Annotated in this window: 22 protein-coding genes and 1 pseudogene; 14 read left to right on the top strand and 9 right to left on the bottom strand. The window is 63.5% G+C overall.

Annotated elements, in window-relative coordinates; translation table 11 throughout:
• The first annotated feature begins 42 nt into the window (after positions 1-42).
• The 5 genes and pseudogenes from NKH36_RS26180 to NKH36_RS26160 all read left to right on the top strand — a co-directional run bounded on the left by NKH36_RS26180 (position 43) and on the right by NKH36_RS26160 (position 3,424).
• Complete coding sequence (locus NKH36_RS26180) at positions 43-642, top strand: Maf-like protein (RefSeq protein ID WP_352965102.1); 600 nt, start codon at positions 43-45, stop codon at positions 640-642.
• The gene (locus tag NKH36_RS26175; RefSeq protein WP_352965104.1) at positions 635-1,489 is read left to right on the top strand and encodes a shikimate dehydrogenase; all 855 of its coding nucleotides are present in this window, start codon (positions 635-637) and stop codon (positions 1,487-1,489) included. Before NKH36_RS26180 ends, NKH36_RS26175 begins: the two co-directional genes overlap by 8 nt.
• Positions 1,490-1,494: 5 nt before the next feature.
• A complete protein-coding gene (gene coaE, locus NKH36_RS26170; protein ID WP_352965111.1) occupies positions 1,495-2,097 on the top strand; it encodes a dephospho-CoA kinase in 603 nt (200 codons plus the stop codon).
• 86 nt (positions 2,098-2,183) lie between these two features.
• Positions 2,184-2,903, top strand: a complete 720-nt coding sequence (gene dnaQ / locus NKH36_RS26165; RefSeq protein ID WP_352965106.1) for a DNA polymerase III subunit epsilon — start codon at positions 2,184-2,186, stop codon at positions 2,901-2,903.
• A gap of 234 nt (positions 2,904-3,137) precedes the next feature.
• A pseudogene (locus NKH36_RS26160) lies at positions 3,138-3,424 on the top strand (GIY-YIG nuclease family protein).
• A gap of 280 nt (positions 3,425-3,704) precedes the next feature.
• Here NKH36_RS26160 and secB read toward each other — a convergent pair.
• Entirely contained in the window at positions 3,705-4,205 is a 501-nt protein-coding gene (gene secB / locus NKH36_RS26155) for a protein-export chaperone SecB (RefSeq protein WP_027153623.1), read from the bottom strand.
• Positions 4,206-4,346: 141 nt separating this feature from the next.
• A complete protein-coding gene (locus tag NKH36_RS26150; protein WP_352965103.1) occupies positions 4,347-4,841 on the bottom strand; it encodes an FxsA family protein in 495 nt (164 codons plus the stop codon).
• A 199-nt stretch (positions 4,842-5,040) separates the two neighbouring features.
• On the opposite strand from NKH36_RS26150, the gene NKH36_RS26145 reads away from it, so the two are divergent.
• Genes NKH36_RS26145 through NKH36_RS26130 form a run of 4 tightly spaced genes read left to right on the top strand, consistent with a single transcriptional unit; the run spans position 5,041 to position 7,781 of the window.
• A complete protein-coding gene (locus NKH36_RS26145) occupies positions 5,041-5,742 on the top strand; it encodes a Tim44/TimA family putative adaptor protein (RefSeq protein WP_352965101.1) in 702 nt (233 codons plus the stop codon).
• A gap of 22 nt (positions 5,743-5,764) precedes the next feature.
• Positions 5,765-6,886 (top strand): murein transglycosylase A, encoded by a 1,122-nt coding sequence (gene mltA / locus NKH36_RS26140; protein WP_352965099.1) that lies wholly within the window; start codon positions 5,765-5,767, stop codon positions 6,884-6,886.
• Complete coding sequence (locus tag NKH36_RS26135) at positions 6,883-7,416, top strand: Smr/MutS family protein (RefSeq protein ID WP_352965096.1); 534 nt, start codon at positions 6,883-6,885, stop codon at positions 7,414-7,416. The genes mltA and NKH36_RS26135 overlap by 4 nt, the downstream gene beginning before the upstream one ends.
• Positions 7,413-7,781, top strand: a complete 369-nt coding sequence (locus tag NKH36_RS26130) for a helix-turn-helix domain-containing protein (RefSeq protein ID WP_352953170.1) — start codon at positions 7,413-7,415, stop codon at positions 7,779-7,781. Before NKH36_RS26135 ends, NKH36_RS26130 begins: the two co-directional genes overlap by 4 nt.
• Before the next feature lie 7 nt (positions 7,782-7,788).
• Here NKH36_RS26130 and NKH36_RS26125 read toward each other — a convergent pair whose 3' ends face one another.
• The 3 genes from NKH36_RS26125 to NKH36_RS26115 all read right to left on the bottom strand — a co-directional run bounded on the left by NKH36_RS26125 (position 7,789) and on the right by NKH36_RS26115 (position 10,446).
• Positions 7,789-8,406, bottom strand: a complete 618-nt coding sequence (locus NKH36_RS26125) for a transglutaminase-like cysteine peptidase (protein ID WP_352959914.1) — start codon at positions 8,404-8,406, stop codon at positions 7,789-7,791.
• A gap of 169 nt (positions 8,407-8,575) precedes the next feature.
• The gene (locus tag NKH36_RS26120) at positions 8,576-9,853 is read right to left on the bottom strand and encodes a polyhydroxyalkanoate depolymerase (RefSeq protein ID WP_352959916.1); all 1,278 of its coding nucleotides are present in this window, start codon (positions 9,851-9,853) and stop codon (positions 8,576-8,578) included.
• 233 nt (positions 9,854-10,086) lie between these two features.
• Positions 10,087-10,446: a septal ring lytic transglycosylase RlpA family protein gene (locus NKH36_RS26115; protein ID WP_352959918.1), complete on the bottom strand. Its 360-nt coding sequence runs from the start codon at positions 10,444-10,446 to the stop codon at positions 10,087-10,089.
• A gap of 307 nt (positions 10,447-10,753) precedes the next feature.
• Here NKH36_RS26115 and NKH36_RS26110 point away from each other — a divergent pair, with 307 nt between their 5' ends.
• Entirely contained in the window at positions 10,754-10,939 is a 186-nt protein-coding gene (locus NKH36_RS26110) for a hypothetical protein (RefSeq protein WP_352959920.1), read from the top strand.
• A gap of 104 nt (positions 10,940-11,043) precedes the next feature.
• On the opposite strand, the gene NKH36_RS26105 is transcribed toward NKH36_RS26110, so the two are convergent.
• The 4 genes from NKH36_RS26105 to tauA all read right to left on the bottom strand — a co-directional run bounded on the left by NKH36_RS26105 (position 11,044) and on the right by tauA (position 14,146).
• Entirely contained in the window at positions 11,044-11,232 is a 189-nt protein-coding gene (locus NKH36_RS26105; protein ID WP_352959922.1) for a hypothetical protein, read from the bottom strand.
• 17 nt (positions 11,233-11,249) lie between these two features.
• On the bottom strand, positions 11,250-12,122 hold the full coding sequence (locus NKH36_RS26100; protein ID WP_352959924.1) for an ABC transporter permease subunit: 873 nt from the start codon (positions 12,120-12,122) through the stop codon (positions 11,250-11,252).
• Positions 12,119-12,892, bottom strand: coding sequence for a taurine ABC transporter ATP-binding protein (locus NKH36_RS26095; protein WP_352959926.1), 774 nt, complete (start codon positions 12,890-12,892; stop codon positions 12,119-12,121). The genes NKH36_RS26100 and NKH36_RS26095 overlap by 4 nt, the downstream gene beginning before the upstream one ends.
• Before the next feature lie 240 nt (positions 12,893-13,132).
• Complete coding sequence (gene tauA / locus NKH36_RS26090) at positions 13,133-14,146, bottom strand: taurine ABC transporter substrate-binding protein (protein WP_352959928.1); 1,014 nt, start codon at positions 14,144-14,146, stop codon at positions 13,133-13,135.
• Between the two features lie 853 nt (positions 14,147-14,999).
• Here tauA and NKH36_RS26085 point away from each other — a divergent pair.
• The 4 genes from NKH36_RS26085 (at position 15,000) to NKH36_RS26070 (ending at position 19,798) form a co-directional block, all read left to right on the top strand.
• Positions 15,000-15,452 carry an RrF2 family transcriptional regulator gene (locus tag NKH36_RS26085; protein ID WP_352959930.1) on the top strand — a complete coding sequence of 151 codons (453 nt, stop codon included), beginning with the start codon at positions 15,000-15,002 and terminating at the stop codon, positions 15,450-15,452.
• Positions 15,453-15,489: 37 nt separating this feature from the next.
• Complete coding sequence (locus tag NKH36_RS26080) at positions 15,490-16,839, top strand: FAD/NAD(P)-binding protein (RefSeq protein WP_352959932.1); 1,350 nt, start codon at positions 15,490-15,492, stop codon at positions 16,837-16,839.
• A 353-nt stretch (positions 16,840-17,192) separates the two neighbouring features.
• Positions 17,193-18,620 (top strand): pyridoxal-phosphate dependent enzyme, encoded by a 1,428-nt coding sequence (locus NKH36_RS26075; RefSeq protein ID WP_352959934.1) that lies wholly within the window; start codon positions 17,193-17,195, stop codon positions 18,618-18,620.
• On the top strand, positions 18,617-19,798 hold the full coding sequence (locus tag NKH36_RS26070; protein WP_352959936.1) for a cystathionine gamma-synthase: 1,182 nt from the start codon (positions 18,617-18,619) through the stop codon (positions 19,796-19,798). The genes NKH36_RS26075 and NKH36_RS26070 overlap by 4 nt, the downstream gene beginning before the upstream one ends.
• The last annotated feature ends 165 nt before the right edge of the window (positions 19,799-19,963 follow it).

Here is a 19,963-nt window from a genome sequence, read left to right as displayed (position 1 = left end):
TCTCGACACACCCCAGTGAGCGTCAGAAATCGGGAGATAAAAATGACCGAAAAAATCATCCTTGCCTCGGGCAGCCCCTTCCGCAAGGCGCTGCTTGTCAATGCCGGCGTGGCGGTCGAGGCGGTTCCGGCGGAAGTCGACGAGCGCGCGCTCGAAGCACCTTTGCAGGGCAGCGGTATCTCGCCGGAGGATGTTGCCCTGGTGCTCGCCGAGGCGAAGGCCACCGAAGTCAGCGAGCGAAAGCCCGGCGCCCTGGTGCTCGGCTGCGACCAGACGCTGTCGCGCGGCGACGAAGTGTTCCACAAGCCGGCCGACATGGAAGCCGCGCGCCGCCATCTTTTGGCGCTGTCGGGAAAGACCCATCAGCTCAATAGCGCCGTGGTGCTGGCCCGCAACAGTGCGGTTCTGTGGCGGTATGTCGGCATCGCCAGCCTGACCATGCGAAAGCTCGACCCGGCCTTCATCGGCCGCCATCTGGCGCGGGTCGGCGCCAAGGCGCTGTCCAGCGTCGGCGCCTACCAGATCGAAGGCGAGGGCATCCAGCTGTTCGAAAGAATAGAAGGCGACTACTTCACCATCGTCGGCCTGCCGCTTCTGCCCGTTCTGGCCAAGCTGCGTGACCTCGGAGCCATCGATGGCTGAGGCCGAAAAAAAGGCCTTCGTCACCGGCCACCCGGTCGCGCATTCCCGGTCGCCGAAGATCCACTCCTATTGGCTGGCGAAATACGGTATCGACGGCAGTTACCGGGCGATCGACGTCGCGCCGGAGGCGTTTGCCGAATTCGTCAAAACGCTCGAGGCGAATGACTACCGTGGCGGCAACGTCACCATCCCGCACAAGGAGGCCGCCTTCGCGCTGGCGACGCACCGCGACGATGCGGCCGAACAGATCGGCGCCGTCAACACGCTATGGTTCGAAGGTCGAAATTTGTGGGGCGGCAACACCGACGCCCATGGCTTTGCCGCCAATCTCGACGAGCATGCGCCGGGCTGGGCAGACAATGGCCCGGCCGTGGTGCTCGGCGCCGGCGGCGCCTCCCGCGCGGTCATCCATGCGCTGATTGAGCGCGGCATCGGTGACATCCGCATCGTCAACCGGACGCTCGCCCGAGCCGAGGAACTGCGCCACCGCTTCGGCGCCGGTGTTTCCGCCCACGGCACGGCCGCAACCGGCGAGCTGCTTGCCGATGCCGGCCTGCTGGTCAACACGTCAGCGCTCGGCATGCATGGCAATGAAGGCCTGTCCGCCGATCCGGCCAGGCTGCCGGACCATGCCATCGTCACCGACATTGTCTATGTGCCGCTGGAAACGCCGTTGCTGGCCGCGGCCAAGGCGCGGGGCCTGAAACCCGTCGACGGGCTCGGCATGCTGCTGCATCAGGCGGTGCCCGGCTTCGAGCGCTGGTTCGGCATCAGGCCGCAGGTCACTGCCGAATTGCGGCAGATGATCGTCGCCGATCTTGGCGCCCAAGCAATGACCAGGGAATGAAAGGCATGATCGTGCTCGGCCTCACCGGATCGATCGGCATGGGCAAGTCGACCACGGCGAAGATGTTTGCCGAGGCCGGCGTACCCGTCCACGATTCGGACGAGGCGGTGCATCGCCTCTACGCCGGCAAGGCGGCTCCGCTGGTCGAGACGGCGTTTCCCGGAACCACCAGATCCGGCGCGGTCGATCGCACCAAGCTGGCCGAGCGGGTGCTCGGTGATGCAGCCGCGCTGAAGCGGCTGGAAGTGATCATCCACCCGCTGGTCCGCGCCGACGCCGACGCCTTCCTAGCCAGGAACCGCGCCGCCGGCGCGCCGCTTGTCGTTCTCGACATCCCTCTGCTGTTCGAAACCGGCGGCCGCGACCGCGTCGACAAGGTCGTGGTCGTCACCGCGTCGGCCGAAATCCAGCGCGCCCGGGTGCTTGCGAGGCCGGGTATGAGCGACGAGAAACTGGCGTCGATCCTGGCCAGGCAGGTTCCCGACGCGGAAAAGCGCAAGCGCGCCGATTTCATCATCGACACCGGACAAGGTTTTGATGCGGCGCGCGCGGCGGTCAATGCGATCGTCGCCGAACTAGCCGGGGATAAGGCCGGCAAGCCTGCTTAACGACGCTTGCATCCGGCGTAATATGTTGCCAATTTGTTCCCCTCATGATTCGGCTGGAATGACGCCGGAACCAACGGACTGATTCGATGCGCGACATCATCTTCGACACGGAAACCACCGGTCTCGATTTCCGTGATGACCGCGTCATCGAGCTTGGCTGTATCGAGCTGGTCAATCGGTTCCCGACCGGCCGCACCTTCCACCATTACATCAATCCGCAGGGACGACCGATTCATGCGGAGGCGCAGGCCGTTCATGGCATCAGCGCCGCCGACCTCATGGGAAAGCCGACCTTCAGCGATATCGCCGAGGAGTTTCTTGCCTTCATCGACGGCGCCAAGCTGGTCGCCCACAATGCCACTTTCGATATCGCTTTCCTCAATGTCGAGTTCGGCCGGCTTGGCCACCCGCTCGTTGACCCCGGACTTGTCGTCGACACGCTGGCGCTGGCGCGCCGCAAGCATCCGATGGGTCCGAATTCGCTGGACGCGCTGTGCCGGCGCTACGGCATCGACAATGCCCGTCGCACCAAGCACGGCGCGCTGCTCGATTCGGAATTGCTGGCCGAGGTTTATATCGAGCTCATCGGCGGCAAACAGGCGGCGCTCATCCTCGACAGCGCCACGGCGCCGGCCGGCGGCAGGAGAAATGTCGACGATATCGACATCAGCATCGGCGCGCGGCCGATAGCGCTGCCGTCTCGTCTGACCGACGCAGAACGCACCGCGCACGCGAGCATGGTCGGCACCTTAGGCGAAAAGGCGCTCTGGCTGCGCGTCGCCCCGGAAGCGAGTTCCGCGGCATAGCGATTTTTGGCGGGGCGGATGCCGATCGGCGGGCGGACGTCGATGGTTCAGTTCCTGGCAAATCGCAAACCTTCTAGATTAGCTGAAACACCCCTCTCGCTTCGTCATCCCAGGGCGAAGCAAGGAGCGAAGCGACGCGGCGCAGATCCTGGGATCCATGCCGTGACATCAGCCGAAGAATGCAACGGCCCAGAACGGCGCTTGCATCCGCAACTGGCTCGCTACCGTTCCGCCTTGACCGGCTATGCCTATATGACCGCGAGCCAGAAGCGCGGCACGATCTACATCGGCGTCACCAATGATCTTGGCCGCCGCCTGCCGTAGCACAAATCTGGCGAAGGCTCGCGCTTCACCAGCCGCTACGGCGTGCAGCGTCTGGTCTGGTATGAAGAACATTTCGACATTCGCGATGCCATCCAGCGCGAGAAGTCGCTGAAGCGCTGGCCACGCCAATGGAAGATCGAACTATCGAGGAGACCAATCCAGAATGGTTCGAGCTTTTTCGCGGAACGGGGTGGTAGTGTTCGGTTCCGGTCCGCTGCATTCTTCGGCTGAGGTAACGGCATGGATCCCAGGGTCTGCGCCGCGTCGCTTCGCTCCTTGCTCCGCCCTGGGATGACGAAGTGGAAGGGTGTTTCGGCCAATCCTAGATGTTTGCGATTTGCCACTGAATTGGCCGCTGACAGGGCTTATCTACGTTCGCGGCCGATCGGCATCCAACTTGTAGGATCGAGGAGCTCGTCTCAAAACAAAAAAACCCGGCGCGAGGCCGGGTTTTTCAAACCTCACCGAGCACTCGCCTCAGCTCACCTTGACCTTGCTGGCAGCCTGGTCCTCGGCCAGCTTCTGCTGGAACATCTGGGCGAAATCGATCGGGTCGAGCATCAGCGGCGGGAAGCCGCCATTGCGCGTCGCCTCGGCAATGATCTGCCTGGCGAACGGGAACAGCAGCCGCGGGCATTCTATGAACAGCAGCGGCAGCATGTGTTCCTGCGGGAAGCCGCTGATGGCGAACACGCCGCCATAGACCAGCTCGACGTTGAACAGCACTTCCTTATCGAAGGACGCCTTGGCGTTCAGCGTCAGATTGACGTCGAACTGCTTGTCCGAAAGCGGGTTGGCGTTGACATTGACGTTTATGGCGATGCCGGGAGCCTTGTCGCGGCCGCGCAGCGAGTTCGGTGCGCCGGGGCTTTCGAAGGAAAGGTCCTTCACATATTGGGCAAGTACGTTGAGCGAAGGCTGCGTCGCGTCGCCGTTGCCGCTGGCCGCGCCGGTCGGCGCGTCGTCTTTGCTGGCCATAAGCCTTTGTCCTTTTGCCTGGGCAGCGTTGCTGACCGGATTGAAATCGGGCGTTCGCTACCATGGTCGGCATGACAAGACAAGGTTTGCTGACCTAGTCGTCCCTGAAGCGTTTGCCGACCTACTCGTCCTCGAGGCGACCTACTCGTCCTTGAGGCGGCGCCAGGGGGAATTGTGATCCGGCCCGTGATCGTCGCCGCGCGAATAGTCGGTGTCGTCGAGGTCGATGGTCTTGTCACGCTGCCGGGCCCGGAATCCGCCGGTGCCGAAACTGGTCGCCAGCACGATGCGGCCTTTCAGCAGGCGCCAGGCGAGGTCGCGGACCGGCGGCAGGAACAGCAGAATGCCGAAAACGTCGGTGATGAAGCCGGGAATGATGAGCAGGATCGCCGCCAGCACGATCATCGCGCCATGCGCGAGCTGGCGGCTTGGATCACGTCCGGCGTCCATTTCGGCACGGACCCGCCTCATGACGCCGAAACCCTGGTATCGCAACAACAGCGCGCCGGCGATGCTCGAAGCCAGCACCAAGCCGACCGTCGCCAGCGCGCCGACCTGGCGGCCGACAACGACGAAACCGGCGATCTCCAGCAGCGGAAGCGCGAGGAGGAACAGGGGAAGCAGCGAAATGCGCAAATCTTGACCGATCGTTACCGTGTTTTGCCGGCCGGCGGGCAATCGCCGCTGGCACTGGACCTTTTAGATAGGTATGGCTGCCTTTAATTTGAATGATTGCAGCTTGCGTTCTATATGCTTTGGATGTTGAACGCTATGCGACCGCAGCCATTGCCTGGCCGGGCGGTCCGGCCGGAGTAGGGATTGATTGGCGGAAGATATGGGATTCTTCGACTTCGGCACGATTTTCTTTCTGGTTGCGGCGGTTGTGATCTTTTTCCAGCTGCGCAATGTGCTCGGCCGCCGTACCGGCAGCGAACGCCCGCCCTTCGATCCCTATACGGCGGGCCGGACGCGCGACGACGCCCAGAAACCCGAGAATGTTGTCTCGCTGCCGCGCAAGCGAGCGCCGGGAGAGCCGGCAATCGACGCCTATGCGGCGATCGACGCCTTCGCCAAGCCTGACACCGATCTCAACAAGGGCCTGCGCACGATCAAGGACAATGACCCGTCATTCGACCCGAAGACCTTCGTCGACGGCGCCAAGATGGCGTATGAGATGATCGTCATGGCCTATGCCGATGGCGACCGCAAGACGCTGAAGAACCTGTTGTCGCGCGAGGTCTATGACGGCTTTGTCGCGGCCATCGGCGACCGCGAGGCGAAATCGGAAAAAATCCAGTCCTCCTTCGTCGGCATCGACAAGGCCGACATCGTTTCCGCCGAGATGAAGGGCAGCGAGGCGCATATCACGCTGCGCATCGTCAGCGAGTTGATTTCGGCGACGCGCGACAAGGCCGGCGCCGTCATCGACGGCGATCCCGAGACCGTTGCCGAGGTCAAGGATGTCTGGACTTTCGCCCGCGATACCCGCTCGCGCGACCCGAACTGGAAGCTCGTCGCCACCGAAGAAGAAGACTGAGCCGGACCACGGCGAGGCTCCGGTGCCGCTTTCTCAGGCGTTCAGCGAAAAATCCTTTGACGATCTGCCCGGTTGGGACGAGGACGACCATCTGGCTGCGTTCGCGGCTTTCCGGCGTTCGGCCTTTCATGTCCTGACAAAACCCTATCGCACCGGCGGGCTCGGCGTCGACTTCAAGGCCTTCACCGAAGCCTACGCTGCAGCCCGCACCGTTTCGCCAACGGACCGGCGCCAAGCCCGCGCTTTTTTCGAGCGTCATTTCATCCCGGCGCACATAAGGGCCGAAAACGGCGGCGCCGGCCTCGTCACCGGCTTCTATGAACCAGTGGTCGACGCCTCGCCCGTGCGAACCGAACGATTTACGGTGCCGCTGCTGTCGCGTCCGGCCGATCTCGTCGACATCGACGACGTCAACCGGCCGCCCGGCATGGATCCCTATCTCGCCTTCGGCCGCGCCACGTCGAATGGGCCGGTCGAGTATTTCGACCGCGGCGAGATCGAGCGCGGCGCGTTCATCGGCAACGGTTTGGAAATCGCCTGGCTCGCCGACAAGGTCGACGCCTTCTTCATCCACGTACAGGGTTCTGCGCGGCTCACTATGACCGACGGTCGGCTTTGCCGCGTCACCTATGCCGCCAAATCCGGCCAGCGCTTTACCGGACCGGGCACGATCCTGAGTGAGCTAGGCGAAATCCCGCTCGAAGCGGTGACCATGCAGTCGATCCGCGCCTGGTTCAAGGCGCATCCGGAGCGCATCGACGAGATCCTGTGGCGCAACCGCTCCTATATTTTCTTCCGCGAGACTTCGGTCAGCGAGGCGGGGGGCGACGACCCGGAACTCGGACCGATCGCTGCCGCCAAAGTGCCGCTGACGCCGGGCCGCTCCGTCGCTGTCGACCGTCTGCTGCATACATTCGGCACGCCGTTCTACATCGATGGGCCGTCGCTCACCGCTTTCGACAACAAGCCGTTCCGGCGGCTGATGATCGCGCAAGACACCGGCTCGGCCATCACCGGCCCGGCCCGCGGCGACCTGTTCGCCGGAACGGGAGATGCGGCCGGCGAGATCGCCGGCATCGTCCGCAACCCTGCCGATTTCTACGCGCTGATCCCGCGTCCGCTTGTACCGGGAGCGGGGCAATGACCCGACGCATCGACAGGCTGAGCGAGGACGATCGGGTCCTGTGGAACCTGGTGGCGCGCACCGCCAAGCCGCTGAAGGGCAAGTCCGCCATCTACATCCCGGATATCGGCCCGGAGATCAGTGATGACACGACGCCACCGCCGCGTGTCCAGGCGATGGCTCCGGCTGCGGCGGCGAAAGCCAAGACGCAGCATGTTTCGCATGCGCTCGATGAACCGACGCTGGAAAAACTGTCGAAGGGCCGGTTGCCGATTGAAGGCCGCGTCGACCTGCATGGCCTGAGCCAGGACGAAGCCTATTCGCTGCTGTTTTCCTTCCTGCACCGGGCGCATGCCGGCGGAATCCGCTACGTGCTGGTCATCACCGGCAAAGGCTCGTCGTCGGGCGGCGACGGCATCTTGCGGCGCGCCGTGCCGGCCTGGCTGTCGACACCCGCATTCAGGCCGCTCGTCTCCAGCCACGATCACGCCGCCCGCAACCATGGCGGCTCGGGCGCGCTCTATGTCCGCCTGCGGCGCGCGCGCGGATGACTCCGTTCGGCGAAAAGCTTCGCGCCCTGCGAAGCGAACGCGGCGTCAGTCAGAAGGCGATGGCCGCGGCGATCGGCGTCAGCGCCGCCTATCTGTCGGCGCTGGAGCATGGCCGCCGCGGCGCGCCGACCTGGACGCTGATCCAGAAGATCATCGGCTATTTCAATGTCATATGGGACGATGCCGAAGAACTCGCGCGGCTGGCCGAGACCTCGCATCCACGGGTGAAGCTCGACACGTCGGGCCTCAGCCCCGCCGCCACCGAGCTTGCCAATGTTTTGGCCGAAAACATCGAAAAACTCGACGAAGCAGAGCTTCGCCGCATCACCGCGTCGATCCGCGCCGCGCTGAAGCAGCCAAAGTGACGGACTGCTACTGAACCGCGCCGACCAGAACCGGCTGGCCATCACGGATCGAGACCCAGTGGCCGGTATTGTCGATCGCCTGCCGCTTGAGGAAGCGGTAGCCGGTCCGGTCCCATGAGCGGACCTTTCCGTCCAGATTGTCGAGGATGTAGTCGCCCTTGCTTGTGCGCACCGTCAGCACGGCATGGCCCTCCCCGTCCGGCTTGCGCACGACGGTCATCAGAAGATTGGCGAACGAGACGCCCAAGCGGTTCAATTCGCGGCGCTTTTCCAGGACATAGTCCTCACAGTCGCCAACGCCCTTGACGGGATAGGCCCAGACCTCGTCCTTGCCGTAGATGTCGATGTCGCTTATCGGCTTGACGGCGGTGTTGACCCTGGCATTGACGCTGAGGATCTTGCGCCAGAGCGCACCACTCATGGTGGCCGGGGCGAGATTGCCCGGGTGGATCGAGCATTCGGCCGGACTGGTCTTGCAGAAATCGTAGTGGCCGATCGGCTGCGATGTCGGCCCGCCGGTTGCCATCGGTCCGGCCGCCGATGCCGTCGTCGACCAGCCTCCCGCGAGTGCCAGCCCAAACAGTGCGCACACGCGTAGCGTTCTCGCCAGTGGTGAGGAAATCATTGTCCCCCTCGTCCCTTGTTGTTAACGAAAGGTTAAGGGCGATCTACAGTCCGTGTCAATTATACCAACGGCCAGTTTTGCGACATGGTTACCCGCGCGGCCGAAACAGCGGCTATTGTGCAACAGATCGACTAAGCGGACACGAGACCGCCGTTCCACGGCCGTTCCTTTACTTTCTGGCGGTGCGAACCAGCTTCGGCTTCACCGCAACGCGGGTTTGGCGGCCATAGCTGGTGATGAAGTCGACGATGCGCGGCACGATTTCGGAGCGGAAGCGCGAGCCGTTGAAGACGCCGTAATGGCCGACCGCCGGCTGCACATAGTGAGCGTGCCTGTCAGCGGGGATGTTGATGCAGAGGTCGTGCGCGGCCTGGGTCTGGCCGAGGCCGGAAATGTCATCGTTCTCGCCCTCGACCGTGAACAGGGCGACATTGCGGATATCGGAGGGATCGATGGCCACGCCGCGATGCATCATTTCGCCCTTGGGCAAAGCATGGCGGACAAACACGGTGTCGACCGTCTGCAGGTAGAACTCCGCCGTCAGATCCATCACCGCCAAATATTCATCGTAGAAGTCGCGGTGCTTCTCGGCATTGTCGCCATCATGCTTCACCAGATGCATGAAGAAGTCCTTGTGGGCGATGATGTGGCGGTCGAGATTCATGCTCATGAAGCCCGAAAGCTGCAGGAAGCCGGGATAGACATCACGGCCGAAGCCGGGCACCGGCCACGGCGCCTGCATGATGACGTTGTCGCGGAACCAGTCGATGCCCTTTTCCTCGGCCAGAAGGTTGACCGCGGTCGGATTGCGGCGGGTATCGATCGGCCCGCCCATCAGCGTCATTGTCGAGGGAACGAACGGGTCGCCACGCGTTTCCATCAGCGCCACCGCCGCCAGCACTGGCACCGAGGGCTGGCATACCGCCATGACGTGGGTGTCGGGTCCCAGCGCATGCAGCATATCGACGATGTAGTCGATGTAGTCGTCGAGGTCGAAGCTGCCCTCGCTGAGCGGCACCATGCGGGCGTCGACCCAGTCTGTGATGTGCACATCGGCATGGGGCAGCATCGCCTCGACCGTGCCGCGCAGCAGCGTTGCATAGTGGCCCGACATCGGCGCCACAATCAGCAGCTTCGGATCAGGCCGGCGGCCGGCGGGAACCGCCCGCTCGAAACGGAGGAGATTGCAGAACGGCCGCGACCACACCGTCTTTTCGATGAGATCGACGCTTTTCCAGTCGACCACCGTCTTGGTTAGGCCAAATTGCGGCTTGCTGTAGCGGCGCGTGGTGCGCTCGAACAATTCGGCCGTTGCCGCGATCGAGCGGCCCCAGGACGTGTGCGTGAATGGATTGAGCGGATTGGTGTAGAACATCCGCACCGCATCGGCATAGAGGCGGGCCGGTTGCACGGCGGCGTGATTCAATTCGTAGAACTGGTAGAACATCGAGAACCCCGCTGCTGCGACCGAAGGGACGACAGCAGTGCCGAGCCTTGAATCTCTCGCGCGGAGGTTAACAACAAACTGCTGCGATGCAATACGTCAAGTGCCGTGATTTATGCTGACACTTTCGTCTAAGCTGTTGAAAACCGGCTTGAACGGCGGCAGCCGGCTTATTGTGCGGTTGCGAAGGCGCAACGAGGCAGAGCGTGTCCGGCTCTGGCCGGACACAAGAAGGGTCACACGCGGTCGGTGCACACGGAAGTATGGCCCGAACTGATGAAGCCGAGCCGCCTTGCGGCGCTCTTCGACAGATCGATCACGCGCCCCTTGATGAACGGGCCGCGGTCGTTGATGCGCACGACGACGCTGCGGCCGTTGTTGCGGTTGGTGACCTTCAGCTTTGTGCCAAAAGGCAAGGTACGGTGCGCGGCGGTCAGCGCCGACGGGTTCATCCGCTCGCCGGAAGCGGTCTTCGAGTACAGCGCGTACCAGGATGCGCGGCCGCATTGCGCGGCGGCAGGGGAGGTGGATGCGCCGACCATCAGGCCAGCCGCGATCGTCACCGCGACAAGCGCGGTCTGGTGGGGTTTCTTCATCTGTGGCAAGTGCCTCCGTTTGACTGGCCCCGGCCGTTACGGATCGAATCTGGCACGAAATGCGGCAATCATCTGGCGGTTCCATGACTACAGCACACGTTTGGAGTCGGCGGGAAACAGTCCGTCAGGTAAGTGTTGGGGCTGCGACGATGTATGTCTGGTGTCTTCGAACCAGCACCATGGGTGTTTCCGCCATGACCTGGGCTTACTATGCAAGTAGATGTGAGAGCGATCGGGTCGCTTCCTTTCGCTATGTCGTCGCGGTCATGGCTGAATTGACAATCGACTTGGGAAGGAAATTTCGGCGATGAGATTTATCAAAAATCTGCTGGCGTTGATTGTGCTCGCCATCGGCGCGCTCTGGTCGCTGCAAGGCGTCGGCCTCGTCGGCGGCAGCTTCATGACCGGCCAGCCGCAATGGCTCTATATCGGTATCATCACTGCGCTGGTCGGCCTGGGCGGCCTGGTGTGGGCGAACCGTTCGCGCGGTTGAGCCAATGCATGGCGCTCAAAGCAAGCCCTCGGGCTTGGAGCGGGGTGCGCAGCGGTTTGTTGCAGGGATCAGATCAGATGGCGCGGGAGGCCGGTAGGCGCCACTCACTGTGACCAATACTGCCAGGCCCAGTAGAAGCTTTCGTCGCGCGGCGGCAGGCGGTTGCGCTCGGCGTCCAATCGGACGGGAACTGGCGATCTGGGCTCGTCCTCGGCCGCCTGATTGTCCCTTGTCTGAATCAGGCGAAGCCGGCTGCCTAGAAAGGCAAACAGCGTTGCGGTGGAATGGTCCATCACTGTCTCTCCTTTGTTCACTCCCGTCCTGCCCACGGGACGAGCGCGCGCTCGAGCCTGCGAATGATGAATTCGAGCACGAAGGCGATGGCCGCGATCACCAGGATGCCCATCACCACGACGTCGGTGACGAGGAACTGGGCGGCCGACTGGATCATGAAGCCAAGCCCGCGCGTCGCCGCCACCAACTCGGCGGCGACCAGCGTCGACCAGCCGGCGCCAAGCGCGATGCGCAGGCCGGTCAAGATCGAGGGCAGGGCGCTGGGCAGGATCACATGCCGTATGACCTGCGCCCGCGTCGCGCCAAGCGAGCGGGCCGCGTTGACGCGTTCCTGCGAGACGCCGCGAACGCCCGAAGCCGTCGACAGCGCGACCGGTGCCAACATGGCGATGGCGATTACCAGGATCTTCGACGGCTCGCCGATGCCGAACCAGATGATGACCAGCGGCAGATAGGCGAGCGGCGGGATCGGCCGCAGGAATTCCAGCAGCGGATCGAAGATGCCGCGACCTATCACGCTGATGCCGATGGCCAACCCGACGGGGACGCCGATGATGACGGCCGCGACCAGCGCCGCGGACACGCGGCCCAGGCTGGCGACGATATGCTGGACGAGCGTCGCGTCCACGAAACCGTCGCGGGCGATCGCAATGAACTTGGTCCAAACGGCGGCAGGCGACTGAAGAAAGACCGGCGACACCAGTTGCAGGCGAGCCGACAGCGCCCATGCCGCCAGCACGGCCAGAATGGTGACAGTGCTGACCACGCGTGCCGAAACCCGGCCTCGTTTCGGCCGCGGCCGCGACCACGGCACCGACAAGATATCGGCTTCGTCGGCCTTGGCGCCGGCGTTGGCAATTGGCCGTTCCGTGTAGGAGGTGACGGTCATGCCGCCTCTCCCTCGAAGATCGCGTCGGTCAGCTCGCCTCGGGCCGCCGCGAAGGCCGGATCGGCCTTGATGGCGCGGATGGGCTCGCCGGCCGCATAGCGCCGGCTGAAGCCGGCTTCGAAAGTCCGCACTACCCGGCCCGGCCCGAGCGCCAGCACCACGATACGGGTGGCGAGCACCAGCGCTTCCTCGATGCCGTGCGTGACCATCAGCACGCCGACATGGCTTGCGGTCCACAGATCGAGCAGCGTCGTCTGCATACGCTCGCGCGTCAGCGCATCGAGCGCGCCGAGCGGCTCGTCGAGCAGCAGGAATTGCGGTTCGGCGGCGAGAGCGCGGGCCAGCCCGACGCGCTGACGCATACCACCGGAAAGCTCCCAGATGTGCTTGTCGCCGGCGCCGTCGAGCTTCACCAGCTTGAGCAGTGCGTCGGCGCGCCGCGCCCGCTCAGCAGGCCTGATACCGCGCAGCCTGAGAGCAAAGGCAACATTCTCCCGTGCGGTCAGCCACGGAAACAGCGCGTCGTTCTGGAACACCACGGCGCGGTCCGAGCCGGGCGCGGTGATCGGCCTGCCGCCGATCGAGGCGCTTCCGCGCACCGGCTCGACCAGGCCGGCGGCGACATTGAGCAGCGAGGTCTTGCCGCAGCCGGAGCGGCCGACCAGAACGACGAAGTCGTGCTTGGCGACGTCGATCGACACGCGCTCGACGGCTGACGTCGGCTGGCCGTCATAGTGGACAGAGACTTTGTCGAGCACGAGATGCGTCATGTGGCCTCGCTGATAGTCCGAATCTCCCTGTCCCGAAGCCGCTCCTTGTTAGAGCGACGTGCGTCCGCTTGGACGCACAAAGTACGCTCTAACACTTGAATCTACGCATCGTGCTTTCCGAAAATCGAACCCGATTTTCGGGCCGATGCGTAAAGCGGCTCCGGGACAGGCAGCACGCGGCGTTAGGGAGGAGAACCGCGCGCGTTCTTTTCCGGAACCGACAGTTCCGGACTCATGCACTCAGTTCGAGGCCAGCGCCTCGCTGACATATTTCGACGACACATATTTCGAATAGTCGGGCAGCACGGCGTCGACCTTGCCCTGCTCCTTGAGGAAAGCGGATGTCGCCTCGATCGCCTTGACCGTGCCGCCGCCGAGAAACTCGTCCGAGGCCTGTTCTCCGAGCGTCGGGAAGACATAGCCCTTGAGCAGCAGCGGCACGTCGTCCAGCTTGGCGCCGGTGAGCTTGGCGATCTTGGCCGCTTGTGGCGACGACACCGACCAGGCGTCCGGCTTGGCCAGGAACTCGGCATAGGCGGCGCCCGTCACCTTGACGAAGTCGCGCACCGCTTCTGGATTCTTCTCGGCGAAGTCGGTGCGCACGATCCAGGCGTCGAAGGTCGGCGCGCCCCAGGCGGCGACCTGCGATGAGTCCAGCACGAGCTTGCCGGACGACTTGATCTGGCCGAGCGCCGGATCCCAGACATAGGCCGCGTCGATGTCGCCCCGCGCCCAGGCCGCTGCGATCTCCGGCGGCCTGAGATTGAGGATTTCGACCGACTTTGGATCGACGCCCTCATGCTTCAGCGCGGCAAGCAGGCTGTAATGCGTCGTCGAAACGAAGGGCACGGCCACTTTCTTGCCGGCGAGGTCGGCGACCTTTTCGATGCCGACGCCGTTGCGGGCGACAAGCGCCTCGGACTCACCGATCAGGCCGACGATGAAAATGGTCTGGATCGGAAGCTCGCGGCTGGCGGCCGCCGCCAGCGGGCTCGACCCGACATAGCCGATATCGACCGACCCGGAAGCGACGGCGGCGATCACGTCGGCGCCGGAATCGAACTTCCGCCAGTCTATGGCCGCCTTGGTCGTGCTCTCATAGACGCCGTCTGCCTGCGGCACTTTCGAGGGTTCGACCACCGTCTGGTAGCCGATGGTGATCTTGAGGTCTTGCGCCTGGGCCGGGCCGAGGAAGGCGGCGCCCGCAAGGGCTGCGGACGACAGGAGAACGATGCGTCGCGAAATGGTGGACATGGAAGGCTCCTTGAAAAGAGAAAACCGGACTGCCCTTCATAGTCTGCTAATTCTATCAGTCTTGTAGAGTAAATCCTTCCAACCGCGGCGGGTTCGGCGGAAAAAAGCTGTCGGCGACGGGCTGGCGAGCGGATCGAGCGGCTGCGGCGGGGTCCTCGCAATAGTTGGCGCTAGAACCTTGGAGGTTGGTCGAGGCCTACGAGCTTCGCCATCCAGGGCGTAGCGAACGCGAAGCGGAGCGCAGCGGGATCCATGCCGTGACATCAGTGCGTCGCTATGGTGCGGAACTTTCTTTGATGCCGGGAAGCAAGCGGAAGGGCAGCCTACATTCCCAGGGTCTCCGCGACGTCGCTTCGCTCCTGCTCCGCCCTGGGAGGACGAAGCCATTAAGGCCAACGCTAATGGCAGACCTTGCAGATCAGGCTCAGCGCTAGCCGTTGCGGCCGGCCACACGGCACGCACTGGAATTCCCCATCAGGCCACTGGGCTAAAAATCCCTGCTTCAAACAGCCGGCGAATTGGAACCTATTCCCTGTCTTCGAAGGTAACTATAGTATTCTTATCGACATTAGGGAGTTCAAGACATGAGCGACCATACCCACCGTACCGCGGCGATCGCTCTTGGTATCGGCTCTGGGCCGTGTATGCGAGCCGTGTTTCTGTGTCCTCGGCGTCACAAGCCTGGGCTTAAATCGCCACAGCGGCTTGAAAACCAAACTAAATCAACAATTCTCGGCTTGTATATCATGTCACTAGAAATTATGAGGCATACAAGCTTGGACGCGGTGGGGAGACACGCCAGGGACGCAACCGATGGCCTTGCGCCATCCCATGACAGAGAAACGTTCGGTCTATGCTCACGAAAAAGGGCAAGTACGGCCTTAAGGCGCTCGTCCATCTCGCGCGGCTGCCGGCTGGACAGCTCGCCTTCGTTGGCGATATCGCCACCGGAAACAACATTCCGAAGAAATTTCTCGATGCCATCCTCGGCGAATTGCGCAACGCCGGTTTCGTCCAGAGCCGCAAGGGCAAAGAGGGCGGCTATCGCTTGGCGCGGTCGGCGGATGAAATCAAGATCGGCCATGTCGTGCGCGTGCTCGACGGGCCGCTTGCCCCCATTCCCTGCGCCAGCCGCACCCGTTATCAGCGCTGTGAAGACTGCAACGAGGCGACATGCCAAGTCCGACACCTGATGCTCGAGGTCCGGCAAGCGATCGCCGAGGTGCTGGATCAGCGCAGCCTCGCCGAGATGCGCGATATCGCCGGCGACGACGACCTTTCGGCTGCGTTGAAAATCCAGGCCTGAGCCGGAACCGACGGCTCCTAAGGCAATTGGTGCGCGCATGACCGGCCGCGCAAATTCGATTATCCCAAATTCGATCGTTATCGTCGGCGGCGGCGCCAGCGGCGGCGTCCTTGCCGCGCATCTGTTGAAATCGCCCAATCCCGATCTCCGCGTCACGCTGATCGAAAAGCGCCCGCATTTCGGCCAGGGCATCGCCTATTCCACGCTGCTGTCGGCGCATGTGCTGAATGTCAGCGCGGCCGGCATGAGCGCCTATGCCGACGATCCCGGCAATTTCTGGCGCTGGCTGCTTGAACGCGGCCTGGCAACCCCAGAGCAAGCGCCGGTCTATGCGCCGCGCAGCGTCTATGCCCGCTACCTGAAGGAGCTGCTGGACGAGCTCCAGGCTCGCGAGACGGGGCGTCTTCGCCTGATCCGCGAGGAGAGCCTGTCGATCTCGCCGACCGGGTCCGGGGCCGAGGTGACGCTGGCCAACGGCACCAGCGTCGTCGCCCACCTTGCCGTGCTGGCGACCGGGCACGACGAGGAGCCGGGCGCCGGCCAGGGCCATGCGATCAGGATGGGATCGGAAGCCGACACCGCGCTCGACCCGGAAGCCCGAGTCCTGGTGCTGGGCACCGGCTTGAGCATGGTCGATGCCTTCCTGTCGCTCGAACAACGCGGCCATCGCGGCGAGATTATTGCGGTGTCACGGCGCGGCCTGCTGCCTTCGCCGCACCGCAAGGGCAATCCGATCAAGCTCGACGTTGCCGACATTCCGCTCGGCACCCAGCTTTCCTATTTCGTCGGCTGGTTCCGCGGCCTGATCCGGGAAAACCAGAAGGCCGGCACCGACTGGCGCGACGTTGTCGACGGTCTCAGGCCGTTCAACCAGAAGATCTGGCAGAACTGGCCGCCTTCGGCCAAGCGCCGCTTTGTCGAGCACACCAAGGCGTGGTGGGACATCCACCGCCATCGCATGGCGCCACAGGTTTACGCCCGCGTCACCGAGGCGGTTCAATCGGGCCGCATCCGGCTTGTCGCCGGGCGCGTCGTCGGCATCACGGCGGGCGATGAATTTACGGTCGAGGTCCAGTCGCGGCACACGCAAAACATCGAGACGTTCGACGTCGCCCGCATCTACGACTGCACCGGCATCGCCAGGGACATCTCGACCACCTCGAACAGCGTGGTGCGGTCGCTGGTCGACCGCGGGCTGGCCCGGCCGGATCCGCTGCGCCTTGGCCTCGACGTATCAGACAATTGCGAGGTCATCGCCAGCGACGGTACTGTCTCGGCCAAGATCCTGGCGGTCGGGCCGCTGACGCGCGGCACGTTTTTCGAGATCGACGCCATTCCGGACATCCGCGCCCAGTGCGCGCGGCTGAGCCGGCGGTTGCTGGGCTGAAAAGGATTCCTTTGGTTACCCTCCCTTCCGTCATCCTAGGGCGGAGCAGGAGCGAAGCGACGTCGCGGAGACCCTAGGATCCATTCCGTGACCTGCGAGCGTCACAGTAGTGCAGAAAACTTTGAGGCGGAGACGGTGCATCGACGAAGGTCTGGACCGCCCCATTCCTCGGTATCCGCCACGGCATGGATCCTCGGGTCCAGCCCGAGGATGACGAAGGTGCGAGTTGGAATCCCATTCCTCGTCTGGCCATTGGATTGGCACGATCTATCTTCTTTCAGACTGCAAATGTCTGGAAAAGAGGATAGGCTGACAGCCTGCCAAGGCGGTCGCTTGACCATGGAGCATCTGATATGAGCAAGCATAAGATCGTGGCACGGGACGATGAACTGTCCCGCCTGCGTCCGCCCTATGCATCGGTTCTCGACCTGATCGGGCAGACGCCGGTCGTCGAGCTGACCAAATTCGACATCGGCAAGTGCCGGCTGTTCATCAAGCTCGAAAGCCAGAATCCCGGCGGCTCGATCAAGGACCGCATCGCGCTGTCGATGATTGCCGCCGCCGAAAAACAGGGCAAGCTGAAGCGCGGCGGCACCATCGTCGAAGCGACCGCCGGCAACACCGGTCTTGGCCTTGCCCAGGTCGGCATCCCCAAGGGTTACCGCATCATCCTCGTCGTGCCCGACAAGATGTCGCGCGAAAAAATCCAGCATCTGCGCGCGCTCGGCGCGGAGGTGCGCATGACGCGTTCCGATGTCGGCAAGGGCCACGCCGAATACTATCAGGACATGGCCGAAAAGATCGCCGCCGAGCTACCCGGCGCCTTCTATGCCAACCAGTTCGCCAATCCGGCCAATCCAGACGCCCATGAAACCACGACCGGTCCTGAGATTTATTCGCAGCTCGACGGCGACGTCGACGCGGTGGTCGTCGGCGTCGGCTCGGGCGGCACGCTGACCGGGCTTGCCCGCTATTTCGCAAAGGCCTCGCCGAAGACCGAGATGATTCTCGCCGATCCGGTCGGCTCGGTGCTGGCGCCCCTGATCAAGACCGGCAAGATGATAGAGGCCGGAAGCTGGACCGTGGAAGGCATCGGCGAGGATTTCGTCCCGCCCAATGCCGATCTGTCGCTGGTCAAGAAGGCCTACTCCATCACTGACAAGCAGAGCATGCTGGCGGTCCGCGACCTGCTTTCCAGGGAAGGCATCCTTGCCGGCTCGTCGTCCGGCACGCTGCTTTCGGCAGCACTTCGCTATTGCCGCGAGCAGACCGTCGCAAAACGGGTCGTCACCTTCGTCTGCGACAGCGGCAACAAATATCTGTCGAAAGTGTTCGACGACTTCTGGCTGGCCGAGCAAGGCTTGGCCGAGCAGGAGCAGCATGGCGATCTGCGCGATCTGGTGATGCGCACGCTCCGCACCGGCGACATCGTGTCTGTCGGCCCGGACGAAAGCCTGCTCAACGCCTATGGCCGCATGCGCCGTTCGGATGTCTCGCAACTGCCGGTGCTGGACGACGGCAAGCTGGTCGGCATCGTCGATGAAAGCGATATCCTCGCCCACGTGGAAGGCCCCTATGACAGCCGCTGGGACCGTTTTAAGGCCCCGGTCCGCACGGCGATGACCTCCAATTTGCACACGCTGCAGGCCAGCCAGACGCTGGACGCGCTGCTGCCGGTGTTCGATCGCAACGAAGTCGCCATCGTCTTCGATGGCTACGAGTTCATCGGCCTGATAACCCGCATCGACCTGATCAACCATCTGAGGCGCCGCGCAAAATGACTATCAAAGCCATCGTATCGGGCAGGAACCGTCTGGCCTTCTCGACGCGCACGATCCATGGCGGCCAGAGTCACGACCCGACGACGGGCGCGGTGATGGTGCCGATCTACGCGACCTCGACCTATGGACAGCAGAGCCCGGGCGTGCACAAGGGTTTTGAATATGCGCGCAGCCAGAACCCGACCCGCTTTGCGTTCGAGCGCGCAGTGGCCGATCTCGAAAGCGGCACGGCCGCCTTCGCCTTCGCTTCGGGGCTGGCGGCGATCGCCACCATTTTCGAACTGCTCGATTCGGGCGCCCATGTCGTCGCCACCGACGACATCTATGGCGGCACGTTTCGGCTGCTGGAGCGGGTGCGCAAGCGCTCGGCCAACCTCCAGGTCGACTTCGTCGATTTCACCGATCTGGCCGCGGTCGAAGCGGCGATCCGCCCGGAAACCAAAATGCTCTGGGTCGAGACGCCGACCAACCCGCTGCTGCGTGTCGTCGATCTCGAAGCGGTCGCGGCACTGGCAAAGCGCAAAGGCGTGCTCTCGGTCGCCGACAACACCTTCTGCAGCCCCTACCTGCAGCGGCCGCTGGAGCTCGGCATCGACATATCAGTCCACTCGACGACGAAATACCTTAACGGCCATTCCGACATGGTCGGCGGCGTCGCCGTGGTCGGCGACAACAAGGATCTGGCCGACCAGCTAAAGTTTCTGCAGAACGCCATCGGCGCCATATCAGGGCCGTTCGACAGTTTTCTCGCGCTGCGCGGCCTCAAGACGCTGGCGCTGAGGATGGAGCGCCATTCGTCGAACGGCCAGAAGATCGCGCACTGGCTGAAACGCCGCCCCGACATCCGCCGCGTCATCTATCCCGGTCTCCCCAGCCATCCGCAGCACGCAATCGCCAGGCGGCAGATGCACGCCTTCGGCGGCATGATCACGGTCGAGCTCGACCGCGACCTCACCGGCACCAAACGCTTCCTCGAACACACTCAGCTGTTCACCCTGGCCGAGAGCCTTGGCGGCGTCGAAAGCCTGATCGAGCACCCGGCGCTGATGACGCACGGCTCGATCCCGGCCGGGAAGCGGGCTGAGATCGGGATTTCCGATTCGCTGGTGAGGTTGTCGGCGGGGATCGAGGATGGCGATGATTTGATTGCGGATCTGGATCAGGCGCTGGCGAGTTGAGGGGGGGCAGCTTGGGGCACCCGCTTCTGCCATCGAAAACCGTTCAACCGGTGTTGAGGCCATCAATCACAGATGCCGGCGCTGCCCCTCATCTGCCTGCCGGCACCTTTGTAACTTGTTCTGTGCCGACTCTGCTATGAAAGCAGGTGCGGCGGCGGACGGGAG

It is taken from the genome of Mesorhizobium sp. M1312 (genome assembly GCF_040318115.1).
Classification (GTDB): Bacteria; Pseudomonadota; Alphaproteobacteria; order Rhizobiales; family Rhizobiaceae; genus Mesorhizobium.
The sequence above is the reverse complement of the archived record's forward strand: the minus strand, read 5'-3'. Positions and strand labels throughout refer to the sequence as shown.

What these genes read in the sequence shown, in the direction of transcription:
- NKH36_RS26180 (WP_352965102.1), top strand. Translation starts at nt 43, where the DNA reads ATGACCGAAAAAATCATCCTTGCCTCGGGCAGCCCCTTCCGCAAGGCG.
- NKH36_RS26070 (WP_352959936.1), top strand. Translation starts at nt 18,617, where the DNA reads ATGACTATCAAAGCCATCGTATCGGGCAGGAACCGTCTGGCCTTCTCG.
- NKH36_RS26075 (WP_352959934.1), top strand. Translation starts at nt 17,193, where the DNA reads ATGAGCAAGCATAAGATCGTGGCACGGGACGATGAACTGTCCCGCCTG.
- NKH36_RS26110 (WP_352959920.1), top strand. Translation starts at nt 10,754, where the DNA reads ATGAGATTTATCAAAAATCTGCTGGCGTTGATTGTGCTCGCCATCGGC.
- NKH36_RS26085 (WP_352959930.1), top strand. Translation starts at nt 15,000, where the DNA reads ATGCTCACGAAAAAGGGCAAGTACGGCCTTAAGGCGCTCGTCCATCTC.
- NKH36_RS26145 (WP_352965101.1), top strand. Translation starts at nt 5,041, where the DNA reads ATGGGATTCTTCGACTTCGGCACGATTTTCTTTCTGGTTGCGGCGGTT.
- NKH36_RS26175 (WP_352965104.1), top strand. Translation starts at nt 635, where the DNA reads ATGGCTGAGGCCGAAAAAAAGGCCTTCGTCACCGGCCACCCGGTCGCG.
- dnaQ (WP_352965106.1), top strand. Translation starts at nt 2,184, where the DNA reads ATGCGCGACATCATCTTCGACACGGAAACCACCGGTCTCGATTTCCGT.
- NKH36_RS26080 (WP_352959932.1), top strand. Translation starts at nt 15,490, where the DNA reads ATGACCGGCCGCGCAAATTCGATTATCCCAAATTCGATCGTTATCGTC.
- secB (WP_027153623.1), bottom strand. Translation starts at nt 4,205, where the DNA reads ATGGCCAGCAAAGACGACGCGCCGACCGGCGCGGCCAGCGGCAACGGC.
- tauA (WP_352959928.1), bottom strand. Translation starts at nt 14,146, where the DNA reads ATGTCCACCATTTCGCGACGCATCGTTCTCCTGTCGTCCGCAGCCCTT.
- NKH36_RS26130 (WP_352953170.1), top strand. Translation starts at nt 7,413, where the DNA reads ATGACTCCGTTCGGCGAAAAGCTTCGCGCCCTGCGAAGCGAACGCGGC.
- NKH36_RS26125 (WP_352959914.1), bottom strand. Translation starts at nt 8,406, where the DNA reads ATGATTTCCTCACCACTGGCGAGAACGCTACGCGTGTGCGCACTGTTT.
- NKH36_RS26105 (WP_352959922.1), bottom strand. Translation starts at nt 11,232, where the DNA reads ATGGACCATTCCACCGCAACGCTGTTTGCCTTTCTAGGCAGCCGGCTT.
- NKH36_RS26095 (WP_352959926.1), bottom strand. Translation starts at nt 12,892, where the DNA reads ATGACGCATCTCGTGCTCGACAAAGTCTCTGTCCACTATGACGGCCAG.
- NKH36_RS26120 (WP_352959916.1), bottom strand. Translation starts at nt 9,853, where the DNA reads ATGTTCTACCAGTTCTACGAATTGAATCACGCCGCCGTGCAACCGGCC.
- NKH36_RS26100 (WP_352959924.1), bottom strand. Translation starts at nt 12,122, where the DNA reads ATGACCGTCACCTCCTACACGGAACGGCCAATTGCCAACGCCGGCGCC.
- NKH36_RS26135 (WP_352965096.1), top strand. Translation starts at nt 6,883, where the DNA reads ATGACCCGACGCATCGACAGGCTGAGCGAGGACGATCGGGTCCTGTGG.
- NKH36_RS26115 (WP_352959918.1), bottom strand. Translation starts at nt 10,446, where the DNA reads ATGAAGAAACCCCACCAGACCGCGCTTGTCGCGGTGACGATCGCGGCT.
- coaE (WP_352965111.1), top strand. Translation starts at nt 1,495, where the DNA reads ATGATCGTGCTCGGCCTCACCGGATCGATCGGCATGGGCAAGTCGACC.